The 20,157-nt window shown below is 64.2% G+C and carries 19 protein-coding genes; 11 read left to right on the top strand and 8 right to left on the bottom strand.

All coding sequences use genetic code 11. The features are described from left to right. Position 1: 1 nt before the first annotated feature. Complete coding sequence (locus tag AB0O52_RS16660) at positions 2-475, bottom strand: ATP-binding protein (RefSeq protein ID WP_364539618.1); 474 nt, start codon at positions 473-475, stop codon at positions 2-4. Between the two features lie 144 nt (positions 476-619). Further along, complete coding sequence (locus AB0O52_RS16655) at positions 620-1,456, bottom strand: alpha/beta hydrolase (RefSeq protein WP_364539615.1); 837 nt, start codon at positions 1,454-1,456, stop codon at positions 620-622. A gap of 162 nt (positions 1,457-1,618) precedes the next feature. Between AB0O52_RS16655 and AB0O52_RS16650 the strand changes: the two genes are divergently transcribed. The 5 genes from AB0O52_RS16650 to AB0O52_RS16630 all read left to right on the top strand — a co-directional run bounded on the left by AB0O52_RS16650 (position 1,619) and on the right by AB0O52_RS16630 (position 7,327). After that, the gene (locus AB0O52_RS16650; RefSeq protein WP_364539692.1) at positions 1,619-3,352 is read left to right on the top strand and encodes an ABC transporter ATP-binding protein; all 1,734 of its coding nucleotides are present in this window, start codon (positions 1,619-1,621) and stop codon (positions 3,350-3,352) included. Next, positions 3,349-5,319 carry an ABC transporter ATP-binding protein gene (locus AB0O52_RS16645; RefSeq protein ID WP_364539613.1) on the top strand — a complete coding sequence of 657 codons (1,971 nt, stop codon included), beginning with the start codon at positions 3,349-3,351 and terminating at the stop codon, positions 5,317-5,319. Before AB0O52_RS16650 ends, AB0O52_RS16645 begins: the two co-directional genes overlap by 4 nt. A gap of 172 nt (positions 5,320-5,491) precedes the next feature. After that, positions 5,492-6,325 (top strand): DUF559 domain-containing protein, encoded by an 834-nt coding sequence (locus tag AB0O52_RS16640; protein ID WP_364539610.1) that lies wholly within the window; start codon positions 5,492-5,494, stop codon positions 6,323-6,325. Between the two features lie 158 nt (positions 6,326-6,483). Further along, complete coding sequence (locus tag AB0O52_RS16635; protein WP_364539607.1) at positions 6,484-6,816, top strand: metalloregulator ArsR/SmtB family transcription factor; 333 nt, start codon at positions 6,484-6,486, stop codon at positions 6,814-6,816. A 13-nt stretch (positions 6,817-6,829) separates the two neighbouring features. Next, positions 6,830-7,327, top strand: a complete 498-nt coding sequence (locus tag AB0O52_RS16630) for an SRPBCC domain-containing protein (protein WP_364539604.1) — start codon at positions 6,830-6,832, stop codon at positions 7,325-7,327. Between the two features lie 75 nt (positions 7,328-7,402). Here the strand turns inward: AB0O52_RS16630 and AB0O52_RS16625 are convergent, their stop codons facing one another. From AB0O52_RS16625 to AB0O52_RS16605, 5 genes are all read right to left on the bottom strand, one after another. After that, positions 7,403-7,615, bottom strand: coding sequence for a hypothetical protein (locus AB0O52_RS16625; RefSeq protein ID WP_364539601.1), 213 nt, complete (start codon positions 7,613-7,615; stop codon positions 7,403-7,405). Between the two features lie 285 nt (positions 7,616-7,900). Further along, positions 7,901-8,380, bottom strand: coding sequence for an RpiB/LacA/LacB family sugar-phosphate isomerase (locus AB0O52_RS16620; RefSeq protein WP_364539598.1), 480 nt, complete (start codon positions 8,378-8,380; stop codon positions 7,901-7,903). Continuing rightward, positions 8,377-10,110, bottom strand: coding sequence for a dihydroxyacetone kinase family protein (locus tag AB0O52_RS16615; RefSeq protein ID WP_364539595.1), 1,734 nt, complete (start codon positions 10,108-10,110; stop codon positions 8,377-8,379). Before AB0O52_RS16615 ends, AB0O52_RS16620 begins: the two co-directional genes overlap by 4 nt. 34 nt (positions 10,111-10,144) lie before the next feature. Next, positions 10,145-10,921 (bottom strand): SDR family NAD(P)-dependent oxidoreductase, encoded by a 777-nt coding sequence (locus tag AB0O52_RS16610; RefSeq protein WP_364539592.1) that lies wholly within the window; start codon positions 10,919-10,921, stop codon positions 10,145-10,147. Further along, entirely contained in the window at positions 10,918-11,778 is an 861-nt protein-coding gene (locus AB0O52_RS16605; protein WP_364539589.1) for a sugar phosphate isomerase/epimerase, read from the bottom strand. The genes AB0O52_RS16610 and AB0O52_RS16605 overlap by 4 nt, the downstream gene beginning before the upstream one ends. 193 nt (positions 11,779-11,971) lie before the next feature. On the opposite strand from AB0O52_RS16605, the gene AB0O52_RS16600 reads away from it, so the two are divergent. The 6 genes from AB0O52_RS16600 to AB0O52_RS16575 all read left to right on the top strand — a co-directional run bounded on the left by AB0O52_RS16600 (position 11,972) and on the right by AB0O52_RS16575 (position 17,726). Beyond that, positions 11,972-13,309 (top strand): MFS transporter, encoded by a 1,338-nt coding sequence (locus tag AB0O52_RS16600; RefSeq protein ID WP_364539587.1) that lies wholly within the window; start codon positions 11,972-11,974, stop codon positions 13,307-13,309. Continuing rightward, positions 13,309-14,208, top strand: a complete 900-nt coding sequence (locus tag AB0O52_RS16595) for a transketolase (protein ID WP_364539585.1) — start codon at positions 13,309-13,311, stop codon at positions 14,206-14,208. Before AB0O52_RS16600 ends, AB0O52_RS16595 begins: the two co-directional genes overlap by 1 nt. Then, entirely contained in the window at positions 14,205-15,197 is a 993-nt protein-coding gene (locus AB0O52_RS16590) for a transketolase C-terminal domain-containing protein (RefSeq protein ID WP_364539583.1), read from the top strand. Before AB0O52_RS16595 ends, AB0O52_RS16590 begins: the two co-directional genes overlap by 4 nt. A gap of 123 nt (positions 15,198-15,320) precedes the next feature. Beyond that, entirely contained in the window at positions 15,321-15,980 is a 660-nt protein-coding gene (locus AB0O52_RS16585; protein ID WP_364539580.1) for a GntR family transcriptional regulator, read from the top strand. A 4-nt stretch (positions 15,981-15,984) separates the two neighbouring features. After that, entirely contained in the window at positions 15,985-16,137 is a 153-nt protein-coding gene (locus tag AB0O52_RS16580) for a hypothetical protein (protein ID WP_364539578.1), read from the top strand. Between the two features lie 188 nt (positions 16,138-16,325). Further along, entirely contained in the window at positions 16,326-17,726 is a 1,401-nt protein-coding gene (locus tag AB0O52_RS16575) for an MFS transporter (RefSeq protein ID WP_364539575.1), read from the top strand. Positions 17,727-17,740: 14 nt separating this feature from the next. Here the strand turns inward: AB0O52_RS16575 and AB0O52_RS16570 are convergent, their stop codons facing one another. Next, positions 17,741-20,131 (bottom strand): excinuclease ABC subunit UvrA, encoded by a 2,391-nt coding sequence (locus tag AB0O52_RS16570; RefSeq protein ID WP_364539689.1) that lies wholly within the window; start codon positions 20,129-20,131, stop codon positions 17,741-17,743. Positions 20,132-20,157 lie beyond the last annotated feature (26 nt).

Below are 20,157 nucleotides of genomic sequence, written 5' to 3'. Positions count from 1 at the left end.
ATCAGTCGAGCGGCAAAGTGACGGTTACGCAGGTTCCGTTGCCTGGACTGGAGACGACGGAGACATCCCCGCCCACTTGGCTGACAGCGATGGACATGAGGCGGAGACCAAATCCGTGGTGTGCGCCGGCGGGCGTTGCCTGGCTGTCGAAGCCTGCGCCGTTGTCCGTGACTGTCAGCCGGATCCCGTGGTAAACGGCGGCGAGCCGTACGGTGACGTCGTGGGCGTGCGCGTATTTGAACGCGTTGCTGAGGACTTCCTTGGCGGCGTGATAGAGCAAGGAAGCGGAGCCGGACGAGATTTCGACACCGTGGTGCGGCGTCTCCCAGTGGATTTCGGTCCCTTGGCGGCGGAGCGGTGCGGCCAATCGGTCGATGCAGCCCGCGAGCCCCAGGGCATGGAAGTCAACGGGTTGCTGATCTGTGATCACGCCATTGATGGCGGTAACCTCGTCCAGGGCTGTAGTTGTCTTCATGGCCGGTCCTGCTCCCCTTGCAGCTTTGGTGCTTTCGCCGGCGGGTGGATTCCGCCTGTGCTTGCATTAAGACTGGACCCAAGGAGTTAAGGTTCCCGCGATATTTAGTTAGTTTCGTCCTAATTTTTTGTCAAAAATCTCGAGCTACTTTGCAAGGAAGCCGAGCAAGGCCTCGTTGACCTCGGCGCCGTGCGTCCACAGCAAGCCGTGCGGGGCGCCGTCGATCTCTACATACTCGGCGCCGGGGAGAGCTTCGGCGAACCTCCGGCCGGTGACGTCGATGGGGAGGATGTTGTCCGCGGTGCCGTGCATGATCAAGGCGGGCACGTCGATCTTGGGGATGTCGGCGCGGAAATCGGTGAGCCACGTGCGCTGCGCCGCCACTGAGGCGTGCGCCCCCGACTGGGCCGCCAGGTTCCAGCTGGCGGTGACTGCTTCATCGCTCAGGCGGCGCGTTCCGAGGAAAGTCGAGGCGTTGTAGAAGTTGTTGAAGAATTCGGTGAAGAAGGCGTAGCGATCGGATATGGCGGCTTCGGAAAGTACGTCGAACACGGACTGCGGGACGCCTCCGGGGTTGTCCTCGGTCTGAAGGAGGAACGGCTCCAAGGACGAAATGAACACGGCCTTCGCCACCCGGGCCGAGCCATATGTGCCAAGGTAGCGGCCGACTTCGCCGGTTCCCATCGAGAAGCCCACGAGGACGGCGTCGTTGAGATCCAGTGCTTCCAGGAGGGTGTTCAGATCCGCCGCGAAGGTGTCGTAGTCGTAACCGACGGTGGGTTTGCTGGACTTGCCGAAGCCGCGGCGGTCGTAGGTGATGACGCGGTACCCTGCGTTGAGCAGTGCCGCGGTCTGCTTCTCCCAGGACGAGCCGTCCAGGGGATAGCCGTGCATAAGGACCACTGCCTGGCCGGTTCCGTGGTCCTCGTAGTAGATCTCGATCTCGGTGCTGTTTTCATTTCCGACGGTGATGTAAGCCATGACTACGGTCCTTTCGTAGCGGATCTTGCCGAGCGTTTCCAGCCTACTGTCGGGCGCGAGGGTGGCACGGCCCCGCCACGCTTCGCCCTGAGGGAAAGCTCTAGTTGCCCCCAGCAACCAGTCGTAGACTGGCCTTCGAATCACTACGTGAGTTGGAGAACGATGCTCTGGAAACTTCTCGTTCGGTACCTGCGGCCCCATCGGCGGCTGCTGATCGCCGTCGTCATTTTCCAGTTGGCGCAATCCATCGCATCCCTGTACCTGCCCACACTGAATGCCGACATCATTGACGAAGGCGTGGCCAAGGGGGATACCGCCTACATCCTGGGCACCGGCAGCCTCATGTTGCTCATCACCCTCCTCCAGATCGCGTGTTCGATCACGGCCGTGTACTTCGGCGCGAAAGCCGCCATGGGCTTGGGGCGGGACTTGCGCGGCGCTATTTTCACGAGGGTCGGGGAGTTCTCCGAGCAGGAGGTCACCCGCTTCGGTGCGCCGTCGCTGATCACGCGTTCAACCAACGACGTGCAGCAAGTCCAGCAACTCGTCCTGATGTCCTGCACGCTCATGGTTGCGGCGCCCATGCTCAGCATCGGCGGGGTGATCATGGCGGTCCGGCAGGATGCCCAGTTGTCCTGGCTGATTGCCGTCAGCGTCCCCGTGTTGCTCGTTGCTGTGGGCCTCATCGTGAGCCGGATGGTGCCGCTGTTCCGCAAGATGCAGGTCCGGATCGACACAGTGAACCGCGTGCTCCGCGAACAGTTAGCAGGCATCCGAGTGGTGCGCGCCTTCGTGCGCGAGGACATGGAGACAGAACGCTTCGCCTCGGCAAACCAGGACGTCACGGAGATGGCGCTGCGCGCCGGGCGGCTCATGGCGCTCATGTTTCCGGTAGTGATGCTGGTGCTCAACGTCTCCAGCGTGGCCGTGATCTGGTTCGGGTCGTTCCGGATCGACGACGGTTCCATGCAGGTAGGCACGTTGATCGCCTTCCTGAGCTACCTCATGCAGATCCTCATGTCCGTCATGATGGCGACGTTCATGGCCGTCATGATCCCGCGCGCTGCTGTTTCGGCGGACCGTATCGGGCAGGTGCTGGAGACCGAATCGAGCGTGCGGCCTCCCGTGAATCCGGTGACGGAGACCGCCGGCCGCGGTGAGCTGGAATTGCTCGACGTCGGATTCGCCTACCCGGGTGCCGAGCAGCCCGTCCTGAGCGGCATCAGCTTCCGGGCACGCGCGGGGCAGACGACGGCGATCATCGGCAGCACGGGCGCGGGCAAGACCACCTTGGTGAACTTGCTGCCACGGCTCTTCGACGCGAGCAGCGGCTCGGTGCGGATTGACGACGTCGACGTCCGCGAACTGCACCCGGACCTCTTGTGGGGGCACATCGGACTGGTCCCGCAAAAGCCCTACCTGTTCTCCGGCACGGTGCGCAGCAACCTCCTCTACGGCAAGCCCGACGCCACGGAGGAAGAACTCTGGCGGGCGCTTTCCATCGCCCAGGCCCAGGACTTCGTCGAGGAGATGGAGGGCGGCCTGGATGCTCCGATCTCGCAGGGCGGCACCAACGTTTCCGGCGGACAACGCCAGCGACTCGCCATCGCGCGGGCACTCGTAAAGCAGCCCGAGCTCTACATCTTCGACGACTCCTTCTCCTCCTTGGACACCGCCACCGACGCCAGGCTCCGCCAGGCCCTCAAGCGCCACACTTCGGGCGCCACCATGGTCATCATTGCGCAGCGGGTATCCAGCATCGCGGATGCTGAGCAGATTTTGGTGCTCGACGACGGGCGGCTAGTGGGGCGCGGAACCCACGACGAGTTGCTGGAGACCTCCGAGACCTACCGCGAGATAGTTTCCTCGCAACTGGCAGCGGAGGAGGCGGCATGAGCAGCGCACCCAGCACCGCCAACCGCCCGCAGCGTCCCCCGATGGGGCCAGGCCGCGGCGGACCCTTCGCGGGAATGAACATCCCGGCCGAAAAGGCCATGAACTTCCTGCCCTCGGCCAAGCGGCTCCTGGGCACGCTGCGGCCCGAGCGCATGTGGCTGACGCTGGTTCTCCTCCTCGCCGTCGCGAGCGTGACCCTGTCCGTGATCGGTCCCCGGCTTCTGGGCGAGGGCACCAACCTGATTTTCGCCGGCGTCGTCTCCAAGCAACTTCCCGCCGGGGTGAGCAAGGAACAGGTCATCGAGGGACTGCGCGCTTCCGGCCAGGGCTCCAAAGCGGACATGTTGAAAGGCATGGACCTGACTCCCGGCGTCGGAATCGACTTCGGGGCGTTGTCCTCGATCCTGCTGTGGGTGCTGGTCTTGTATGTCCTGGCCTCGGCGTTCGGCTGGATTCAGGCATACGTGCTCAACGGCGTCGTGCAGCGGACGGTGTACCGGCTCCGCGAGCAGATCGAAGCGAAAATCAACCGGCTCTCGTTGCGCTATTTCGATTCGGTGCAGCGCGGGGAGCTGCTTAGCCGCGTGACCAACGACGTCGACAACATTTCGCAAAGCCTCCAACAGTCGATCAGCCAGGCGGTCACGTCCCTGCTCACGGTGGCGGGGGTCATCTTCATGATGTTCCTGCTCTCGCCGATCCTGGCGTTCATCACCTTGGTCACCGTGCCGTTGACGCTCGTGACCACCATGCTGATTGCCAAGCGCTCACAGAAGCTGTTCGTGGCCCAGTGGAAGAACACCGGCGAGCTGAACGGGCAGATCGAAGAAACCTACACCGGCCACGCGCTCGTCAAGGTGTTCGGCCGCCAGCGTGAAGTCGAGGAGCGATTCCGCGAGAAGAATGCAGAGTTGTTCTCGGCCAGCTTCGGCGCCCAGTTCATCAGCGGCTTGATCATGCCGGCACTAACATTCATCGGCAACCTGGTCTATGTCGGGATCGCCGTGGTGGGTGGCCTTCAGGTAGCCTCCGGTGCCATGCAGTTGGGCGACGTCCAAGCCTTCATCCAATACTCCCGGCAGTTCACGCAGCCCCTGGCCCAGCTCGGTTCAATGGCCAATCTGCTCCAATCGGGCGTGGCATCCGCTGAACGCGTCTTCGCGCTGCTCGATACCGAGGAGCAAAGCGCTGATCCTGAGCCCTCGGCTGTTCCCGAAGTGACGCGCGGGCGCTTGACGTTCGAGAACATTTCCTTCTCCTACTCGCCCGACAAGCCGCTGATCCAGGATCTGAGCCTGGTGGCCGAACCCGGCCAGTCTGTTGCGATCGTCGGACCCACTGGAGCAGGCAAGACCACCCTTGTGAACCTCATGATGCGCTTCTACGAGCTTGACGCCGGGCGGATAACGCTCGACGGCGTCGACGTCGCCTCGATGTCCCGCTACGAGCTGCGCTCGCGGATGGGCATGGTGCTCCAGGACACGTGGCTCTTCGGCGGGACCATCCGGGACAACATTGCCTACGGACGGCCCGACGCCACCGAAGCCGAGATTCTGGAAGCAGCGCAAGCAACGTACGTGGACCGTTTTGTGCACTCCCTCCCCGAGGGGTACGACACAGTGCTCGACGACGAAGGCAGCAACGTTTCCGCCGGTGAGAAGCAGCTGCTCACCATCGCCCGTGCGTTCTTGGCCCGTCCGTCAGTCTTGATTCTGGACGAGGCCACGAGCTCCGTGGACACCCGGACCGAGGTTCTGGTTCAAAAAGCCATGAGTGCCCTGCGCTCTGACCGGACGAGCTTTGTGATCGCGCACCGCCTCTCCACGATCCGCGACGCCAACGTCATCCTGGTGATGGAAGCCGGCCAGATCGTGGAACAAGGCACCCATGCGGAGCTGCTGGCTTCGGGTGGGGCCTACTCAAGGCTGTATGAGGCCCAGTTCGCGGCGCCGGTGGCGGAGGTCTAGGGGGCTCTGTCACGCCGGGCAACTTTTTGGCGCCTTGGGTCAGGGAGAAGCCCGGAATCCGGGGTCTTGGTGCTAGCGGGCTGCTGAAAATGTGCCAAGCGTGACGCTTACTTCTCCACATAGGGTGTGCCGGGGGTGACGCAGACCTGCCCGGGCCCGGCACGATGGCTACATGGATGTCGAAAAGGCGCTTAATCTCTGCGGGGGCGTAGCGCGAAGGCCCGTGCTGGCCCGTCTTGGCATCACCGACGGCCAGCTAAGGAAGGCGGTCCGCCGTGGCGTGGAACAACCAGCGCGCGGGGTCTACGCGCTGGCTTCGGCATCCATCGCCGATGTGGCCCTGGTCCGGAACCGCCAAATACGGACCTGCGTCAGTGCCGCCCCGTTCTACGGCTTGTGGGTCATCGACCAGTCCGGCCCGCTGCACGTGCACCACAGGCGCAACCAAAGCGCCTGCGATGTCCTGCATCACGGTGGATTGCTGCTTCCCGCGCATCCGCACAGACCAGTGGCCGCCCTGGCAGATGTCCTGATCCACGCATTGCGCTGCCTGCCCTGGCAGGATTCCTTGGTGATGGTGGAGTGTGCTGTGGCCCGGGGTGACATGACGGTGGGATTCCTGCGGGAGCGGCTGCCGGGGAAGCGGAACGGCAAGGCTCGCGAGGTTCTACGTTGGGTGGATCGCGGGGCTGAATCGATGTTGGAGACGCTGGCCCGGACCTACTTCCGGAGGGCCGGAATCCACGTCCAGCCGCAGTTCTATCTCGACGGCGTGGGCTACATGGACCTGTTGCTGGACGGTTGGCTGTTGGTGGAACTCGACGGCCGCAGCCATGCGGAGTGGCGGCAGGTAAAGAAGGACCATCGCCGCAACAACTCGTCCGTGGTTCAAGGCTATACGGTGCTCCGCTACTACTACTCGGACGTGGTCCATGAGCCAGAAACCATGGTTGCGGAGGTCCTTGCGGTCCTTGGGCGCGGGAACATAGCCCGTCCCGCCGCGTAGCTGTGTCACGCCGGGCAACCTTTTGGGGCCTCGGGTCACGGCGAAGCCCGGAAATCCAGGAGTCTGCGTGCCGGCCGCGGCCAAAAACCTGCCTCGCGTGACACTCGCTGTTGCAGTTCCGTTGACTCCGCTCAGCCATCGGCATATCCTACAACCAAATGGTTGTAGATCAGCTCAGTGAAACCGAACTCGACCGCCTCTTCCAGGCGTTTTCCGATGCCACGCGCCGGGACATCGTCCGTCGGGTGACGGTCGGGGAGTATTCGGTTTCCGGTTTGGCAGCCCTCTACGCCATGAGTTTTGCCGCCGTCCAGAAGCACGTGGCGGTGTTGGAGCGCGCGTCCCTTGTAACGAAGGAGAAGCGTGGAAGGGAGCAGATCGTGCGGGGCAACCATGATGGCTTGCAGAAAGCCCGCCAGCTGCTCGATGAGTACGAAGCGATCTGGCGGCAGCGCGTCGAGCGGATCGCAGACATCCTTGCCGAAAAATAGGAAGGGTTCCGCAATGCCGGTTATCAGTTCCACCAAGAATCCCGAAGCGTTGAGCTTGACGCTCGTCGCCGAGTTCGATGCCAGCCCCGAACAGGTCTGGCAGATCTGGGAAGACCCACGCCAGCTTGAGCGCTGGTGGGGTCCGCCCGGCTGGCCAGCTACTTTTGAGCAGTTCGAGTTCGAACCGGGCGGGAAGGCAAGCTATTACATGACCGGTCCCGACGGCGAGAAAGCCGGCGGTTGGTGGCGCATCACGGCCATCCAGGCTCCGAACAGGCTGGAGTTCGACGACGGCTTTGCCGACGAAAACGGAGCTCCCGTCGAGGAGATAGGGGCCGGCCACGCGACCGTGACCCTCGAAGAGATCGGCGACCGCACCCGCATGACGATCATGTCCACCTTCGAATCAGAAGAGCAGATGAAGAAGATGATCGACATGGGTATGGAAGAGGGGATGCAGGAGGCAGCCGGCCAGATCGACGCGCTCCTTTCCGAGCACTCCCGCGCCTGATTAGGAGAAAAACAGCGAACGACGGCGGGAGGTGACTCCCGCCGTCGTCGTCGCTTGGCGTCCGAAAGGGCGCTGTTACAGGGAGTGCGCGTCGAAGGCGGTGGCCTTGGCCGCGCTGCCGCTAAGGCTGACGGTGAAGGTGTTGGGCCCGCTGCAGGTGACCGCGATGCTGGCCTTGGAGGTGTTGTGGCGCACCGAGAAGTCGTGCACCAGCGCGTCCAGCGTGTGGTGGGTGGTCGAGCGGTCCCAAATCTTGAGGGTTACGGAGTCGGCAGTTTCAAACGTCATTGTTCAGTGCTTCCATTCATGAATCCGGGTGTCCGGCTATCGCGCCAGTGCGAAAGCCGCGGTACGGGCAATCCATGAACGCCCTGAGACTCAAGGCGGCTCGACGAGCTCACCGGTTTGGCCTCATTGCGTCCACCAGGATGGCTAAAACTAGGCCGGGTCACTGTGACCCAGCCTGCCTTTCCATAGTGCACAGGCAGGCGCAAGCGGCTCAAGCCGAGACGGCCTTTGTTGCTAGTGAGTCTCATCACACCCGGTGGCGGCGACCGAAGTTCTCGACGAGACTCAGCAGCCCTCGAAATCCGTGAGCACCTTGACCTTGTCGGCCGACGCCGAGGACGGGTCGAAGGCGTAGCCGAGCCATTCCCGTGCCAGCCTGCTGGCCAGCTCCACCCCGACTACGCGCTGGCCCATGGTGAGGACCTGGCAATCGTTGGACAGGATGGATCGCTCCACCGAGAAGGAATCGTGGGCCGTGGTGGCGCGGATGCCGTCCACCTTGTTCGCTGCGATGGCCACGCCGATTCCCGTACCGCAGAACAGGATTGCCCGGTCAGCATGGCCATCCCGGATGAGTTCGCCCGCCTTGATGCCGACGTACGGGTAAGGCCTGGTGAAATCATCCAAAGCGTCACCGCGGTTGACGCCTATGTCGATGATTTCGCTGATCCGCGGATCGTCCCGCAGGTCCGCCATGATGCGGTCTTTGTAGTCGACGCCTGCTTCATCGGCGCCCAGGATGAGTCGGAAACCGTTCGTGGTCATGCTGCGACCTTCCCAGCACTCACAAGGTGCGGGCCCATGACTGTGAAGATCATTGCCAGCGAAGTGGCTCCGGGGTCGGCTGTGCCTAGGCTTTTTTCGGCGAGCGGCCGGGCCCGTCCTTTAAGCGGACGGAGCGAGGCGGTGGCTCGCGCAGCCGAGGTGGCCGCCCCGGCAGCTTCGGCCCAGGCAACATCCGGAAGGACGCCATCGGAGACGCGCTTGCTGAAGGTTTCGGCGAAGGGGAGCAGGGCATCCACCATGGTTTTGTCCCCGATCTCGGCCTTGCCCAGTCCGGTGATCCGCGCGGCGAACGCTGTCACAGCAGCGGCAAGCTCCAAAGGTCCTGGCCTTTGCTCATTGCCAAGGGATTCGCCGAATGCCCGGAGGCCTGCGCCCCACAGGACGCCGGACGTTCCGCCGGCTTTATCCGCCCAGGCGTCTCCGGCGGCACCCAACATATCGCCGGCTCCGGCGCCGTTGCCGAGGGCCTTCGCGGCGGACGCAGTGGCGGCATCGATGCCGCGGACCATCCCGCGGCCGTGGTCGCCGTCGCCCGCTACCGCGTCCATGTCGCCAAGGTGCGATTCGGCGTCGTGCAATGCGTTCCGGGCGGCCTCGAGCGCGTCCGCGCAGCTCGCGGCATAGTTGCGCGAGTCCGGGGTGGCCGCAAACTCCATGGCGACAGGGCCGCCGTCGAACGCTTCCTCCGCAAACTGGCCCCCGGTGAGCAGGGCGGCGTTGCCGCGCCGGTACGCTGGCGTTTCAGCGGGGGCCGTCCAAAGCGGCTCAAGTTCCTCGTCCAGCCACGTGATGGTGAGGGAGACGCCGGACATGTCCAGGCTCGTGACCAGTTCGCCGACCTCCGGCATGACCAGGGTGTAACCGGCTGCCCGCAGCAACGGAGCCACGGTCAGCCATAGGACGAAGAGTTCTTCGTGTTTGGTTGAACCGAGTCCGTTGAGGATCACGGCGACACGTTTGCCCGCCCCGTGCGGGGTTTCCGCCAACAGCCGCGCGACGAGTTCCTGGCCGAGTTCCCTGGCTGGCGGAAGATCGGTGTCGAACAAACCGGGCTCGCCGTGGATGCCCAGGCCAAGTCCCATCTGCTTGTCCTTGAGCGTGAACAGCGGCGCTTCGGCGCCGGGGAACGTGCAGCCGTGGAAGGCGCTGCCGATGGTACGGGTCAGGCTATTGGCCTTCCGGCCCAAGCGCACGACGTCGGCCAGCCCGGCTCCCGCTTCGGCGGCGGCGCCCATGATCTTGAAGACCGTGAAGTCACCCGCGATGCCGCGGCGTTTGGCGGATTCCGACGGCGGCGCGCTCGCAATATCGTCTGTCACCAGCACGTTTTCCACGGCGATGCCTTCCGCAGCCAGGCGCTCGCTTGCCATGCCGAAGTTCAGGACGTCCCCGGCGTAGTTGCCGTAAGTGAAGACCACGCCGGCGCCGGAATCCGCGGCCTTGGCGACGGAGTAGGCCTGTTGCGCGGACGGGGAGGTGAAGATGTTGCCCACGACGGCGCCATCGGCGAGTCCCGCGCCGATGAGTCCGGCGAATGCCGGGTAATGCCCGGATCCGCCGCCGGCCAGGACCGCGACCTTGGGCTGCTCGGGACGGTGGCGGCGCACTGCGCCGCCGGGAACCTGGCGCACCAGGCCGGAGTGGAGGTCGCAGAAACCGGCGAGGGCTTCGTCTGCGAAATCGGCGGGATCGTTGAAGATTTTGGTCATCGTGGGCTCTTTCGGCTACGGATGCGGGGGACTGCTAGTGGATGTGGCTTCCACCGTTGATGTCGATGGTGGTGCCTGTGAGGTAGGCGGATTCCTCGGAAGAAAGGAACGTGATGACGGCGGCGATTTCCTCGGTGGTGGCGTTGCGGCCCAAGGGGATGCCCGCGTTGATGGCGGCTTCCTGCTCGTCGGTGCTGCCGACGCGGATGTTGGTGTCCACGGCGCCCGGAGTAATGGCGTTCACGGTGACGCCGGTTGCGCCGATTTCGCGGGCCAACGCCTTGGTGAAGCCGAGGATTGCTGCCTTCGCGGCGGAGTAGGGAACCTTGCCGAACACGCCGCCGCCGCGCTGGGCGGAGACGGAGGACATGTTCACGATGCGGCCCCAGCCGCTGGCGATCATGTCCGGCAGGAAAGCCTTGGTCACGAGGTAGGTGCCGGTGGCGTTCACGTCCATGATCTTGTGCCACAGTTCCAATGTGGTCTCGAGGAACGGGACAGGGGACGTGATGCCCGCGATGTTCGCGAGGGCGCCGACGGCGGGGAGGTTGCCTGAGCTGATCTCGGCGGCGACTGCCTTGTATGCCGCGTTGACGGAAGCTTCGTTGGCGACATCGATCTCGTAACCGAACGCAGGGACGTTGAACTGGTTGCCGATTTCCGCTGCGACCTTGGCGGACTTCTCGCCGTCGAGGTCCAGGATCACCACGGCCCAGCCGTTGCTGGCGTAGCGGCGTGCGGTGGTGATGCCGATGCCCCGGTCCGAGGTTGCCCCGGTGAGGACAGCGGTTCGCTGGATGGTGGTGGTCATGATGCTCCTTGGATTTTGTTCGTTGGTGGTAGCTGGATGAGGTCTGTGATGAAGCTGGCGGCTTTTGCGGCTGCCGCCGGGCGTTCGTCGTGGGTGACGTCGCGGGTTTCGAGTTCGAGCGAAAAATGGCCGCTGTAGCCGATGGCTGCCAGCGAGCTGAGTCCGGCAGCGAAGTCAGCCTGGCCGTTTCCGATGCTGAGGTTGATGTTGCCCGGAACCCCGTCCCTGAGGTGGACGTGGGCGATCCGGCCCTGATGGCGTTCGATGTACTCGAGTGGTTCTTCGGCCGCTGCGACGATGTGGCTGAAGTCCATGACAATCCCGACGCCGGAGTCCGCCAGGCGCGCCGCCAACTGTTCGGCGCGCTCCAGGTTCCAGCAGAACCGGAGGAAGTGCAGGGATTCGGTCCAGAGTTCGACGCCGAACTCCGCCGCGCGCTGTCCGGCGCCGATGAGCTGGGCCGCGATGGTGTCCAGGTCCTCGTCGAGGCTGCGGACCGGATCGTGCGATAGCGCTCCGCAGGGGAGGACCAGGGCTTTCGCGCGGGTGTTGGCGGTGAGGGTGAGGAGCGCATCGAGGTGCTTTTGGCGGGCGGCGCGCTGGCCGGCGTCGAGCACCGCGTTGAGGTCGCCTATGTCGCCGTTGACCGAGCGGACCCGCAACCCCGAGGCGGCGACCTCCGCAGTCACGGCGGCGACGGCGTCGGAATCAAGATCGTAGGGAACGTGATCGCAGACGCCCGGCAGTGCGCCGAGGTCGATTTCCTCAAAGCCCAAGCCATTGATGGTGCGCAATGCCGTGGGTAGATCCTGGTGCCGGAAGCTGATGGACGAGCAACCGAGTCGGGAGTTGAACATCTTCGTTTCCTCCAGTCGAGCCCGAAGGCCGTAGTGATGGGAACCACGGTAGCTAAGTTAACTGTCAACAGTCAACCCTTGAAGTTGACTGTTGACATAGGTGGATGATGCCGGTCACACTGGCATATCATGTGTTAACAGTCGACAGTGCTGAAGCATCTAGCCTTAGTCGCTCTTCGAAAGGGATTCACCAATGAGCAAAGAAGCTCTGACCATGCGCGGTCCGGTCCACGGCACCAAAGACGCAAGGCGCGTCGCCATCGGCTCCGGCGTCGGCGCGGTCATCGAAACCTATGACTTCATCGGCTTCGGCACCGCGGCTGCCCTGTACTTCGGAACGGCGTTCTTCCCGGGAAGCGATCCGGTAACCGGCACCCTCGCCGCTTTCGCGACCCTCGGCGTCGGCTTCGCTGCCCGTCCCATCGGCGGCATCATCGGCGGCCACCTGGGCGACAAGCTGGGACGCAAGCCCGTCCTGGTAGCCTCGTTGATCCTGATGGGCGTGGCCACGTTCCTGATCGGCCTTCTTCCCACGTACAGCCAGGTGGGTCTCTTGGCGCCGGCTCTGCTCGTGTTCGTCCGCATCGTCCAAGGCCTGGCCTTCGGAGCCGAGTGGGGCGGCGCCATCCTGATGAGCTACGAGCACGCTCCCTGGAAGAAGAAGGGAAAGTACACGGGCATGGTCCAGGCCGGATTCCCCGTGGGACTCCTGCTGGCCAACCTGACGTTCCTCGTCAGCGTCCAGCTTGGCGGCGAACTCGCCTGGCGCATTCCGTTCCTCGCCAGCATCGTGTTGGTTGTCGTGGGCTTGATCATCCGTTCCAAGGTCCCGGAATCGCCGGTCTTCGACGAGGTCAAGGAGAGCGGGGCAATCGTGAAGTCGCCCATCGTGGAGGTCCTGAAGACTGACTGGCGCAACATCGTCAAGGGAATCGGCCTCCGCATTGCCGAGACGGCAGGCTACGCAGTCTCCATCACCTACATGATTTCGTACCTGAACGGCCAGCACCTGGCAGACAAGACCCAGACCCTGGTGGCCCTCTGCATCGCTTCGGCCATCGGCATCTTCGCAACCCAGGCCTGGGCGCGGCTGACGGACAGGATCGGACGGCGTCCTGTCTACATCTGGTCCTGCGCCTTTGCGGTCATCTTTGCCATCCCGATGTTCCTGCTGGTCAACACCGGTTTGTTCATCTTCATCATTGCCACGATTGCCGTCTCCTACGGCGTATGCCAGAACTCCCTCGCCGGCGCCCAGGGCGCCTGGTTCCCCGAGCTGTTCCACGCGAAGACCCGGGCCTCGGGCGCTTCGTTGGCCTACCAGATCTCGGCCATGGTGTCCGGTTTTACCCCTTTCATCACCACCCTGCTCTTCGTCGCCATGGGCTGGATGGGTCCGGCATTGCTCTTCGGCCTGTACGCCGCCATCGGTCTCTGGGCAGCTTTGGCCACCCGCGAAACCTGGGGCAAGCGGGAGCGCCAATTGGCCGATGAGGCCACCAAAAGCACTCCCCAGTCGGTGAACGTCTAATGACCGTGGCACAGGACCAGCGCTCGGCAGGACGAATCGAAGAGACCACGATGGAGCGCATCGAACGGGTGGGTGCCGCCGCCAACCGGATCCGGCACCACGCCCTCAACATGGGCGAAGTCCAGGGCCAGGGCTATGTCGGCCAGGCGCTCGGCGCTGCGGACATGCTCGCCGCGGTCTATGCGGACCAGCTCCGCTACCGCGCCGATGATCCCGAGTGGGAGGGCAGGGATCGTTTCTTGCTCTCCACGGGCCATTACGCAATCGGCCACTACGCAGCACTGGCCGAGGCCGGGATCATTCCCGTGGAGGAGCTCGAAAGCTACGGCTCGGACGATTCCCGCCTCCCAATGTCCGGGATGTCGACGTACACGCCGGGCATGGAGATCTCCGGGGGGTCGCTTGGCCACGGGCTCTCCATCGCTGTCGGCATTGCCCTTGGCCTCCGGTACCAGGGCTCCAGTGCGAGGGTGTACAACTTCCTCTCCGACGGAGAACTGGACGAAGGGTCCACTTGGGAAGCCGCCATGGGGGCGCACCACCATCAGTTGGGGAAGCTGACCGCCATGGTGGACATCAACGCCCTGCAGGCGGACGGAAAGACAGACACGGTCCTCCGCACGGAGCCTGTCACGGAAAAGTGGGAAGCCTTCGGCTGGTACACGCAGCGGGTGGACGGGAACGACGTCGGTGCGTTGCTGGCGGCGTTCGACAACGCAGCCGCCCAGGCGGCCGACGTCGGGCGTCCTTCCGTGATCCTGTGCGACACGAAGGTGGGGCGCGGCGTGCCGTTGCTCGAGGAACGCGAAAAGGCGCACTTCATGCGCATCGAAGAACACGAATGGCAGCTCTGCCGCACGCAACTGACCGCAGGATTCAACGGGAAGGCCGGCCGATGAGCACCGTCACCGCACCCAAGCTGAAAACGTCCGCCATGATCGCGTCCTTTGCGGATCCGGGCCAGAAGACTTCTTCCGCGCCTTTCGGCCACGCGTTGGTGAAGGCCGCCGAAGCTGACCCGCGAATCGTCGGACTCACCGCCGACCTGGGCAAATACACGGACATGCACATCTTCGCGCAGGCCTTCCCGGAGCGGTTCTTCCAGATGGGCATGGCTGAGCAGTTGCTCTTTGGTGCGGCGGCAGGGTTCGCCGAGACCGGCTTGGTGCCGTTCGCCTCGACCTATTCCGTGTTTGCCGCGCGCCGGGCCTACGATTTCCTGTGCCTCGACATCGCCGAGCCGAACCTCAACGTGAACATCGTGGGCGGACTCCCGGGCCTGACAACGGGCTACGGCCCCAGCCACCAGGCCACCGAGGACATGGCGATCTTCCGCGGCATGCCCAATCTGACCATCGTCGATCCATGCGACTCCGTGGACATCGAACAAGCGGTGCCGCAACTGGCCGCCAGCGACGGCCCGACGTACCTGCGCCTCTTGCGGGGCAACGTCCCCACCGTGCTGGACGAGTACGACTACACGTTCGAACTCGGCAAGGCGAAGGTGCTTCGGGGTGGCAACGACGTCGTGTTCGTCTCCAGCGGGTTGATGACCATGCGTGCGCTGCAGGCAGCGGAGGCGCTCGCTGCGCACAAGGTGGATGTCGCCGTCGTGCACGCCCCCACCATCAAACCGTTCGACGCCGCCACCGTCCTGGCGGAACTGAACACCGACCGCCTGGCCGTCACGCTGGAGAACCACAGCGTGGTGGGCGGCTTGTTCGAAACAGTGGCCTCGGCCGTGGTCACGGCCGGGCTGGGCAAGCGGGTGGTTCCCGTGGCACTTCCGGACGAGTTCCTCGACGCCGGTGCGCTGCCCACCCTACATGAGCGCTACGGGTTGTCGGTGCAGCGGATCGTCGCGAAGGTCCTGGCGGAACTGGGCTGAGCCTGGCAAATTCGTTGGCAGGAGCGCGGAGCGGGCGGGGGCCGGTTCCGCGCTCCTGCCGTAAGATCAACAGTTAACACACCGACTGTAAACAGTCGACCACTGACATTGAGGACGGATATGATGGCCGGAGCAACAGCACCTCTTCTGGGACTGGAAAAGAAGAGCCTCCGCGAGCAGGCTCTCTCTGCTCTGCGCACCGCCATCACGAGTGGCGAGCTGGAGCCCGGCCGGCACCTCGTGGAAACCGAGCTGTCGGACATGCTCCAGATCAGCCGCGGGACGCTCAGGGAGGCCTTGCGGCAACTCGAGCAGGAGGGCCTGCTGTCCGCTGGTCCGCGCGGACGGCTCTCCGTCCGCCATCTCGATGCCAAGGAAATCCGCGATATCTACTCCGTGCGGGCAGCCCTGGAGTCCCTCGCCGCGCGCACGCTCTGCGAGTTGCCCGACCGCGAACAGGTGATCGCTTCGCTGCGCTCCGCCATCGACGCCATGGCCGCTGCGGCCAAAGGAAGCCTTGAGGAACGGATCGAGTCCGATCTGGAATTCCACCGTACGATGTGCCGTCTCACGGGCAACGAGACCCTGCTCCATTCCTGGGAGTCCCTGGAGGGATCCATCCGGATGTCCATCATGTTCGCCGGACTGGAAAAGGGCGTCAAGAACATGAGCGTCGAGCGGCACCACGACATCGTGGCGGCCATCGAGACCGGTGATGCATCGCTGGCGCGCAAGACCATCCTTGAGCACATGGACAGTGCTGCCGCGGTGCTGGTGGCCTAGTGCTATGGCAGATAGAGATCGGATCAGCGAGTATCGCGAGCGCATGCGCGAACAAAGCTCTGAAGCAAGCCAGCAGGCTGCCGCCGTGGCAGCTGCCGAGCGCCACCTCGATGACCAAGAGTACATCGAGGCTGTGTCAGCGCCTTGGGACGAGTGAATCGTGACGAACTCCGGACAGTAGCCGGCGGATCGCCGCTTCGGGTTCGGTGGCCTGGCAGCAACGCGCCATGACGCCCGACGGCGGCGCTCAACTTTCGCCGTAACGGCGCTAAAGATGGGGGTCACTGCCAGTACCCCTCAGGACAGAGTCTCCCTTGTTTTCTGCAAGGGCTGTTTCCTTGAACCATGACTCGTCCCGAAACCACTTTGCCGGCTCCGGTTCCTCCCTCGGCCATGAGCGACGCACCCCGGGCACGGCTCACGCTCATCATTGCCTCGCTGGGGTTCTTCCTGATTACCCTCGACATCCTGATCGTCAATATCGCGCTCACCAGCATCGGCAAGGAACTCGGGGGCGGAACGGCGGGCCTGCAATGGGTGATCGACGGTTACACGCTGATGTTCGCCGCGTTGTTGCTGTTCGCAGGGAACCTCTCGGATCGGATCGGTGCTAAAAGGGCGCTGGGATGGGGCATCGCATTGTTCCTGGTGGCGTCGGTCGCGTGCGCACTCGCGCCGACGTCGGCAGTGCTCATTGCCGCCCGCTTCCTCCAAGGAAGTGCGGCATCGATCATGCTGCCGGCGTCGATGGCGCTGATTCGGCAAGCCTTTCCCGATCCCCGCCGTCGCGCACATGCCCTCGGGATCTGGGCGGTCGGCGGGGCCGTGGCCGGAGCAGTGGGCCCCTTGGTGGGCGGCCTCCTCACCACGCTGGACTGGCGGCTCGTGTTCGGCATCAACCTTCCGGTGTGCGTCGCGATGCTGGTGCTCCTGGCTTCCGTTGCGACGTCCCCTCGACAGCCAACTCCGTTCGACTGGGCCGGCCAGGCCGCGGCAATCGTTGCCCTGACGGCGTTGATGTACGGCCTCATCACGGGAGGGACCGAGGGGTTCGGCACGGTGCCCGTCATCGGCAGCCTGGTCCTCGCGGCAATCAGCCTCGCTACTTTCCTTGTGATCCAGGCACGCGGCCGGCACCCGATGATACCGCTTGAGTTGTTTCGCTCCACCGGCATGAGAATCTCGCTCTCGGTCGGTTTCGCGTTCATGGTGGGCCACTTCGGTACCGTCTTTGTCGTCAGTCTCTTCCTCCAACAGCACCTCGGACTCACACCGCTTCAGGCCGGTTTCACGTTCCTTCCTTCCGCGGCGTTCAGCATCGTCGGCAACATCGTCAGCGGTACCCTCTCGAACCGCTTCGGGACGCGGGTACCGGTGGTCGTCGGATTGACGTCCATGGTGGTGGGACTCACCGCGATGCTTCTCGCGGCGCCGCTGGGATCTCCACTACTCGTCGGTACCTTCCTGGTTTTCACGGGTTCGGGCGGATCGATCGCGATGCCGCAGGTCACCGCCGTCGTGCTCGCGAGCGTCCCGAGTGAAAAGGCAGGCACGGCGAGCGCGGTCTTCAACACGTTCCGTCAGGTGGGCGGCGCGGTGGCAATCGCGGTCTTCGGCGCGCTCATCGCCGACCCCGCCGATTTCGTCCACGGGATGCAGACCAGCTTCATCATCGCGGCGTCGCTTCTCCTCCTCACCGCGCTCGCCAGCCTTTTCATCCATTCACCGGGCGCTGCCAGGAGCTGAGCCGTGCCGCTAGCTCACCCGCCGACGTACGCCGCCAGGTGCTCGCCGGTCAGGGTGGAGCGGGCTGCGACGAGATCGGCGGGCGTGCCCTCAAACACGACCTTCCCGCCGTCGTGACCTGCTCCCGGGCCGAGATCGATGATCCAGTCGGCATGCGCCATGACCGCCTGGTGGTGCTCGATGACGATGACAGACTTCCCGGAGTCCACGAGCCGGTCGAGCAGGCCGAGCAGTTGTTCTACGTCGGCGAGGTGCAGGCCCGAGGTGGGCTCGTCGAGAACGAGCACACCGCCCTTTTCGCCCATGTGGGTGGCCAGCTTGATCCGCTGCCGTTCGCCGCCGGAAAGCGTCGTGAGCGGTTGGCCGAGGCTGAGGTAGCCGAGCCCGACGTCGGCAAGCCGCTGCAGGATCGCGTGGGCCGCCGGGATCCTGGATTCGCCCGCGGAGAAGAACTCCTCGGCCTCTTTCACGGACATCGCCAACACCTCAGCGATGTTGCGGCCGCCGAGGCGGTATTCGAGCACCGATGCCTGGAACCGTTTGCCTTCGCACTCTTCGCAGGGGGTGGACACGGTGTCCATGAACCCGAGATCCGTGTAAATGACGCCCGCACCGTTGCAGCTGGGGCATGCGCCCTCGGAGTTCGCGCTGAACAGCGCCGGCTTCACGCCGTTGGCTTTCGCGAACGCCTTGCGGATCGGCTCTAGCAGTCCGGTGTAAGTCGCGGGGTTGCTCCGCCGGGAGCCCTTGATAGCCCCTTGATCAATCGAAACGACGCCGTCCCGCTTGGACAGCGAGCCGTGGATCAACGAACTCTTCCCCGAACCGGCGACACCCGTGACCACAACGAGGACGCCGAGCGGAATGTCGATGTCGACGTTGCGCAGGTTGTTCTCGCTCGCGCCACGGATCTCGAGTGCGCCGCGCGATGTCCGCACCGTCTTCTTGAGGGCGGCGCGATCCTCGAGGTGACGCCCGGTCAGGGTTCCGCTGGACCTTAGCCCTTCGAGCGTGCCCTCGAAGACCACTTCGCCACCGGCGGTCCCTGCTCCGGGACCGAGATCGACGACGTGGTCTGCGATCGCGATCGCCTCCGGTTTGTGCTCCACGACGAGCACGGTGTTGCCCTTGTCCCGCAGTTGCAGCAGCAGCTTGTTCATGCGCTGGATGTCGTGCGGGTGCAAGCCGATAGTGGGCTCGTCGAAGACGTAGGTAACGTCCGTGAGGGAGGAGCCCAGATGCCGGATCATCTTGGTGCGCTGCGCTTCCCCGCCAGAGAGCGTTCCTGCCGGCCGGTCGAGCGAGAGATAGCCGAGCCCGATCTCAGCGAACGAATCAAGGAGGTGCCGCAGCCCTTTGAGCAGCGGGGCAACCGACGGCTCGTCCAGACCCCGCACCCATTCGGCGAGGTCGCTGATCTGCATGGAGCACGCGTCGGCGATGCTGATTCCCTTGATCTTCGACGAGCGGGCCGCCTCGGTGAGCCGGGTCCCACCGCAATCGGGACAGGTGGTGAAGGTGATCGCCCGCTCCACGAAGGCACGGATGTGCGGCTGCATTCCCTCCGGGTCCTTGGAGAGCATGGACTTCTGGATCTTCGGGATCAGGCCTTCGTAGGTCAGGTTGATGCCCTCGACCTTGATCTTGGTCGGTTCCTTGTGGAGCAGGTCGTGGAGTTCCTTTTTGGTGTACTTACTGATCGGCTTGTCCATGTCGAAGAAGCCGGAGCCGCTGAAGATGCGGCCAAACCAGCCGTCCATGCTGTAGCCGGGGATGGTGAGCGCGCCCTCTGCGAGCGACTTGCTGCTGTCGTACAGCGCGGTCAGATCGAAGTCGGTGACGGAGCCGCGTCCTTCGCAGCGTGGGCACATGCCGCCCGTGATGCTGAAACTGCGGCGCTCCTTCGTCGTGGTGCCGCCGCGCTCTACGGTGACCGCGCCCGCGCCGGAGATCGACGCGACATTGAACGAGAACGCTTGCGGCGATCCGATGTGCGGCTGGCCAAGCCGGCTGAAGAGCATGCGCAGCATGGCGTTCGCATCGGTGGCGGTACCCACTGTGGAACGGGGGTTTGCGCCCATTCGCTCCTGGTCGACGATGATCGCGGTCGTGAGTCCTTCGAGGAGGTCCACGTCCGGCCGCGCCATAGTCGGCATGAAACCTTGCACGAAGGTGCTGTACGTTTCGTTGATCATGCGCTGCGATTCCGCGGCGATCGTGGCGAACACGAGGGAGCTCTTGCCCGAACCGGAGACGCCCGTGAACACCGTCAGCCGCCGCTTCGGCAGCTCGATGCTGATGTCCTTGAGGTTGTTCTCCCGCGCGCCCTGCACCCGGATCAGATCGTGGGTGTCAGCGATGTGCAGCTCAGGCGATTGCGTGTCCGTGCTCGTGGCCGTGCTCATCATGTCTCCATCTTTAACGCGGGTCG

Origin of the sequence: Arthrobacter sp. NPDC080073, from assembly GCF_040686575.1 — a bacterium.
In the GTDB taxonomy this organism is placed as follows: Bacteria; Actinomycetota; Actinomycetes; order Actinomycetales; family Micrococcaceae; genus Arthrobacter.
This window is presented reverse-complemented; position numbering and strand designations above follow the sequence as displayed.

Bases quoted from the DNA above. Each gene is read 5' to 3' on its own strand.
- AB0O52_RS16640 (WP_364539610.1), top strand. From the start codon at position 5,492: ATGGATGTCGAAAAGGCGCTTAATCTCTGCGGGGGCGTAGCGCGAAGG.
- AB0O52_RS16620 (WP_364539598.1), bottom strand. From the start codon at position 8,380: ATGACCACGAACGGTTTCCGACTCATCCTGGGCGCCGATGAAGCAGGC.
- AB0O52_RS16600 (WP_364539587.1), top strand. From the start codon at position 11,972: ATGAGCAAAGAAGCTCTGACCATGCGCGGTCCGGTCCACGGCACCAAA.
- AB0O52_RS16580 (WP_364539578.1), top strand. From the start codon at position 15,985: ATGGCAGATAGAGATCGGATCAGCGAGTATCGCGAGCGCATGCGCGAA.
- AB0O52_RS16575 (WP_364539575.1), top strand. From the start codon at position 16,326: ATGACTCGTCCCGAAACCACTTTGCCGGCTCCGGTTCCTCCCTCGGCC.
- AB0O52_RS16585 (WP_364539580.1), top strand. From the start codon at position 15,321: ATGGCCGGAGCAACAGCACCTCTTCTGGGACTGGAAAAGAAGAGCCTC.
- AB0O52_RS16645 (WP_364539613.1), top strand. From the start codon at position 3,349: ATGAGCAGCGCACCCAGCACCGCCAACCGCCCGCAGCGTCCCCCGATG.
- AB0O52_RS16625 (WP_364539601.1), bottom strand. From the start codon at position 7,615: ATGACGTTTGAAACTGCCGACTCCGTAACCCTCAAGATTTGGGACCGC.
- AB0O52_RS16660 (WP_364539618.1), bottom strand. From the start codon at position 475: ATGAAGACAACTACAGCCCTGGACGAGGTTACCGCCATCAATGGCGTG.
- AB0O52_RS16615 (WP_364539595.1), bottom strand. From the start codon at position 10,110: ATGACCAAAATCTTCAACGATCCCGCCGATTTCGCAGACGAAGCCCTC.
- AB0O52_RS16605 (WP_364539589.1), bottom strand. From the start codon at position 11,778: ATGTTCAACTCCCGACTCGGTTGCTCGTCCATCAGCTTCCGGCACCAG.
- AB0O52_RS16635 (WP_364539607.1), top strand. From the start codon at position 6,484: ATGGTTGTAGATCAGCTCAGTGAAACCGAACTCGACCGCCTCTTCCAG.
- AB0O52_RS16595 (WP_364539585.1), top strand. From the start codon at position 13,309: ATGACCGTGGCACAGGACCAGCGCTCGGCAGGACGAATCGAAGAGACC.
- AB0O52_RS16570 (WP_364539689.1), bottom strand. From the start codon at position 20,131: ATGAGCACGGCCACGAGCACGGACACGCAATCGCCTGAGCTGCACATC.
- AB0O52_RS16630 (WP_364539604.1), top strand. From the start codon at position 6,830: ATGCCGGTTATCAGTTCCACCAAGAATCCCGAAGCGTTGAGCTTGACG.
- AB0O52_RS16655 (WP_364539615.1), bottom strand. From the start codon at position 1,456: ATGGCTTACATCACCGTCGGAAATGAAAACAGCACCGAGATCGAGATC.
- AB0O52_RS16610 (WP_364539592.1), bottom strand. From the start codon at position 10,921: ATGACCACCACCATCCAGCGAACCGCTGTCCTCACCGGGGCAACCTCG.
- AB0O52_RS16590 (WP_364539583.1), top strand. From the start codon at position 14,205: ATGAGCACCGTCACCGCACCCAAGCTGAAAACGTCCGCCATGATCGCG.
- AB0O52_RS16650 (WP_364539692.1), top strand. From the start codon at position 1,619: ATGCTCTGGAAACTTCTCGTTCGGTACCTGCGGCCCCATCGGCGGCTG.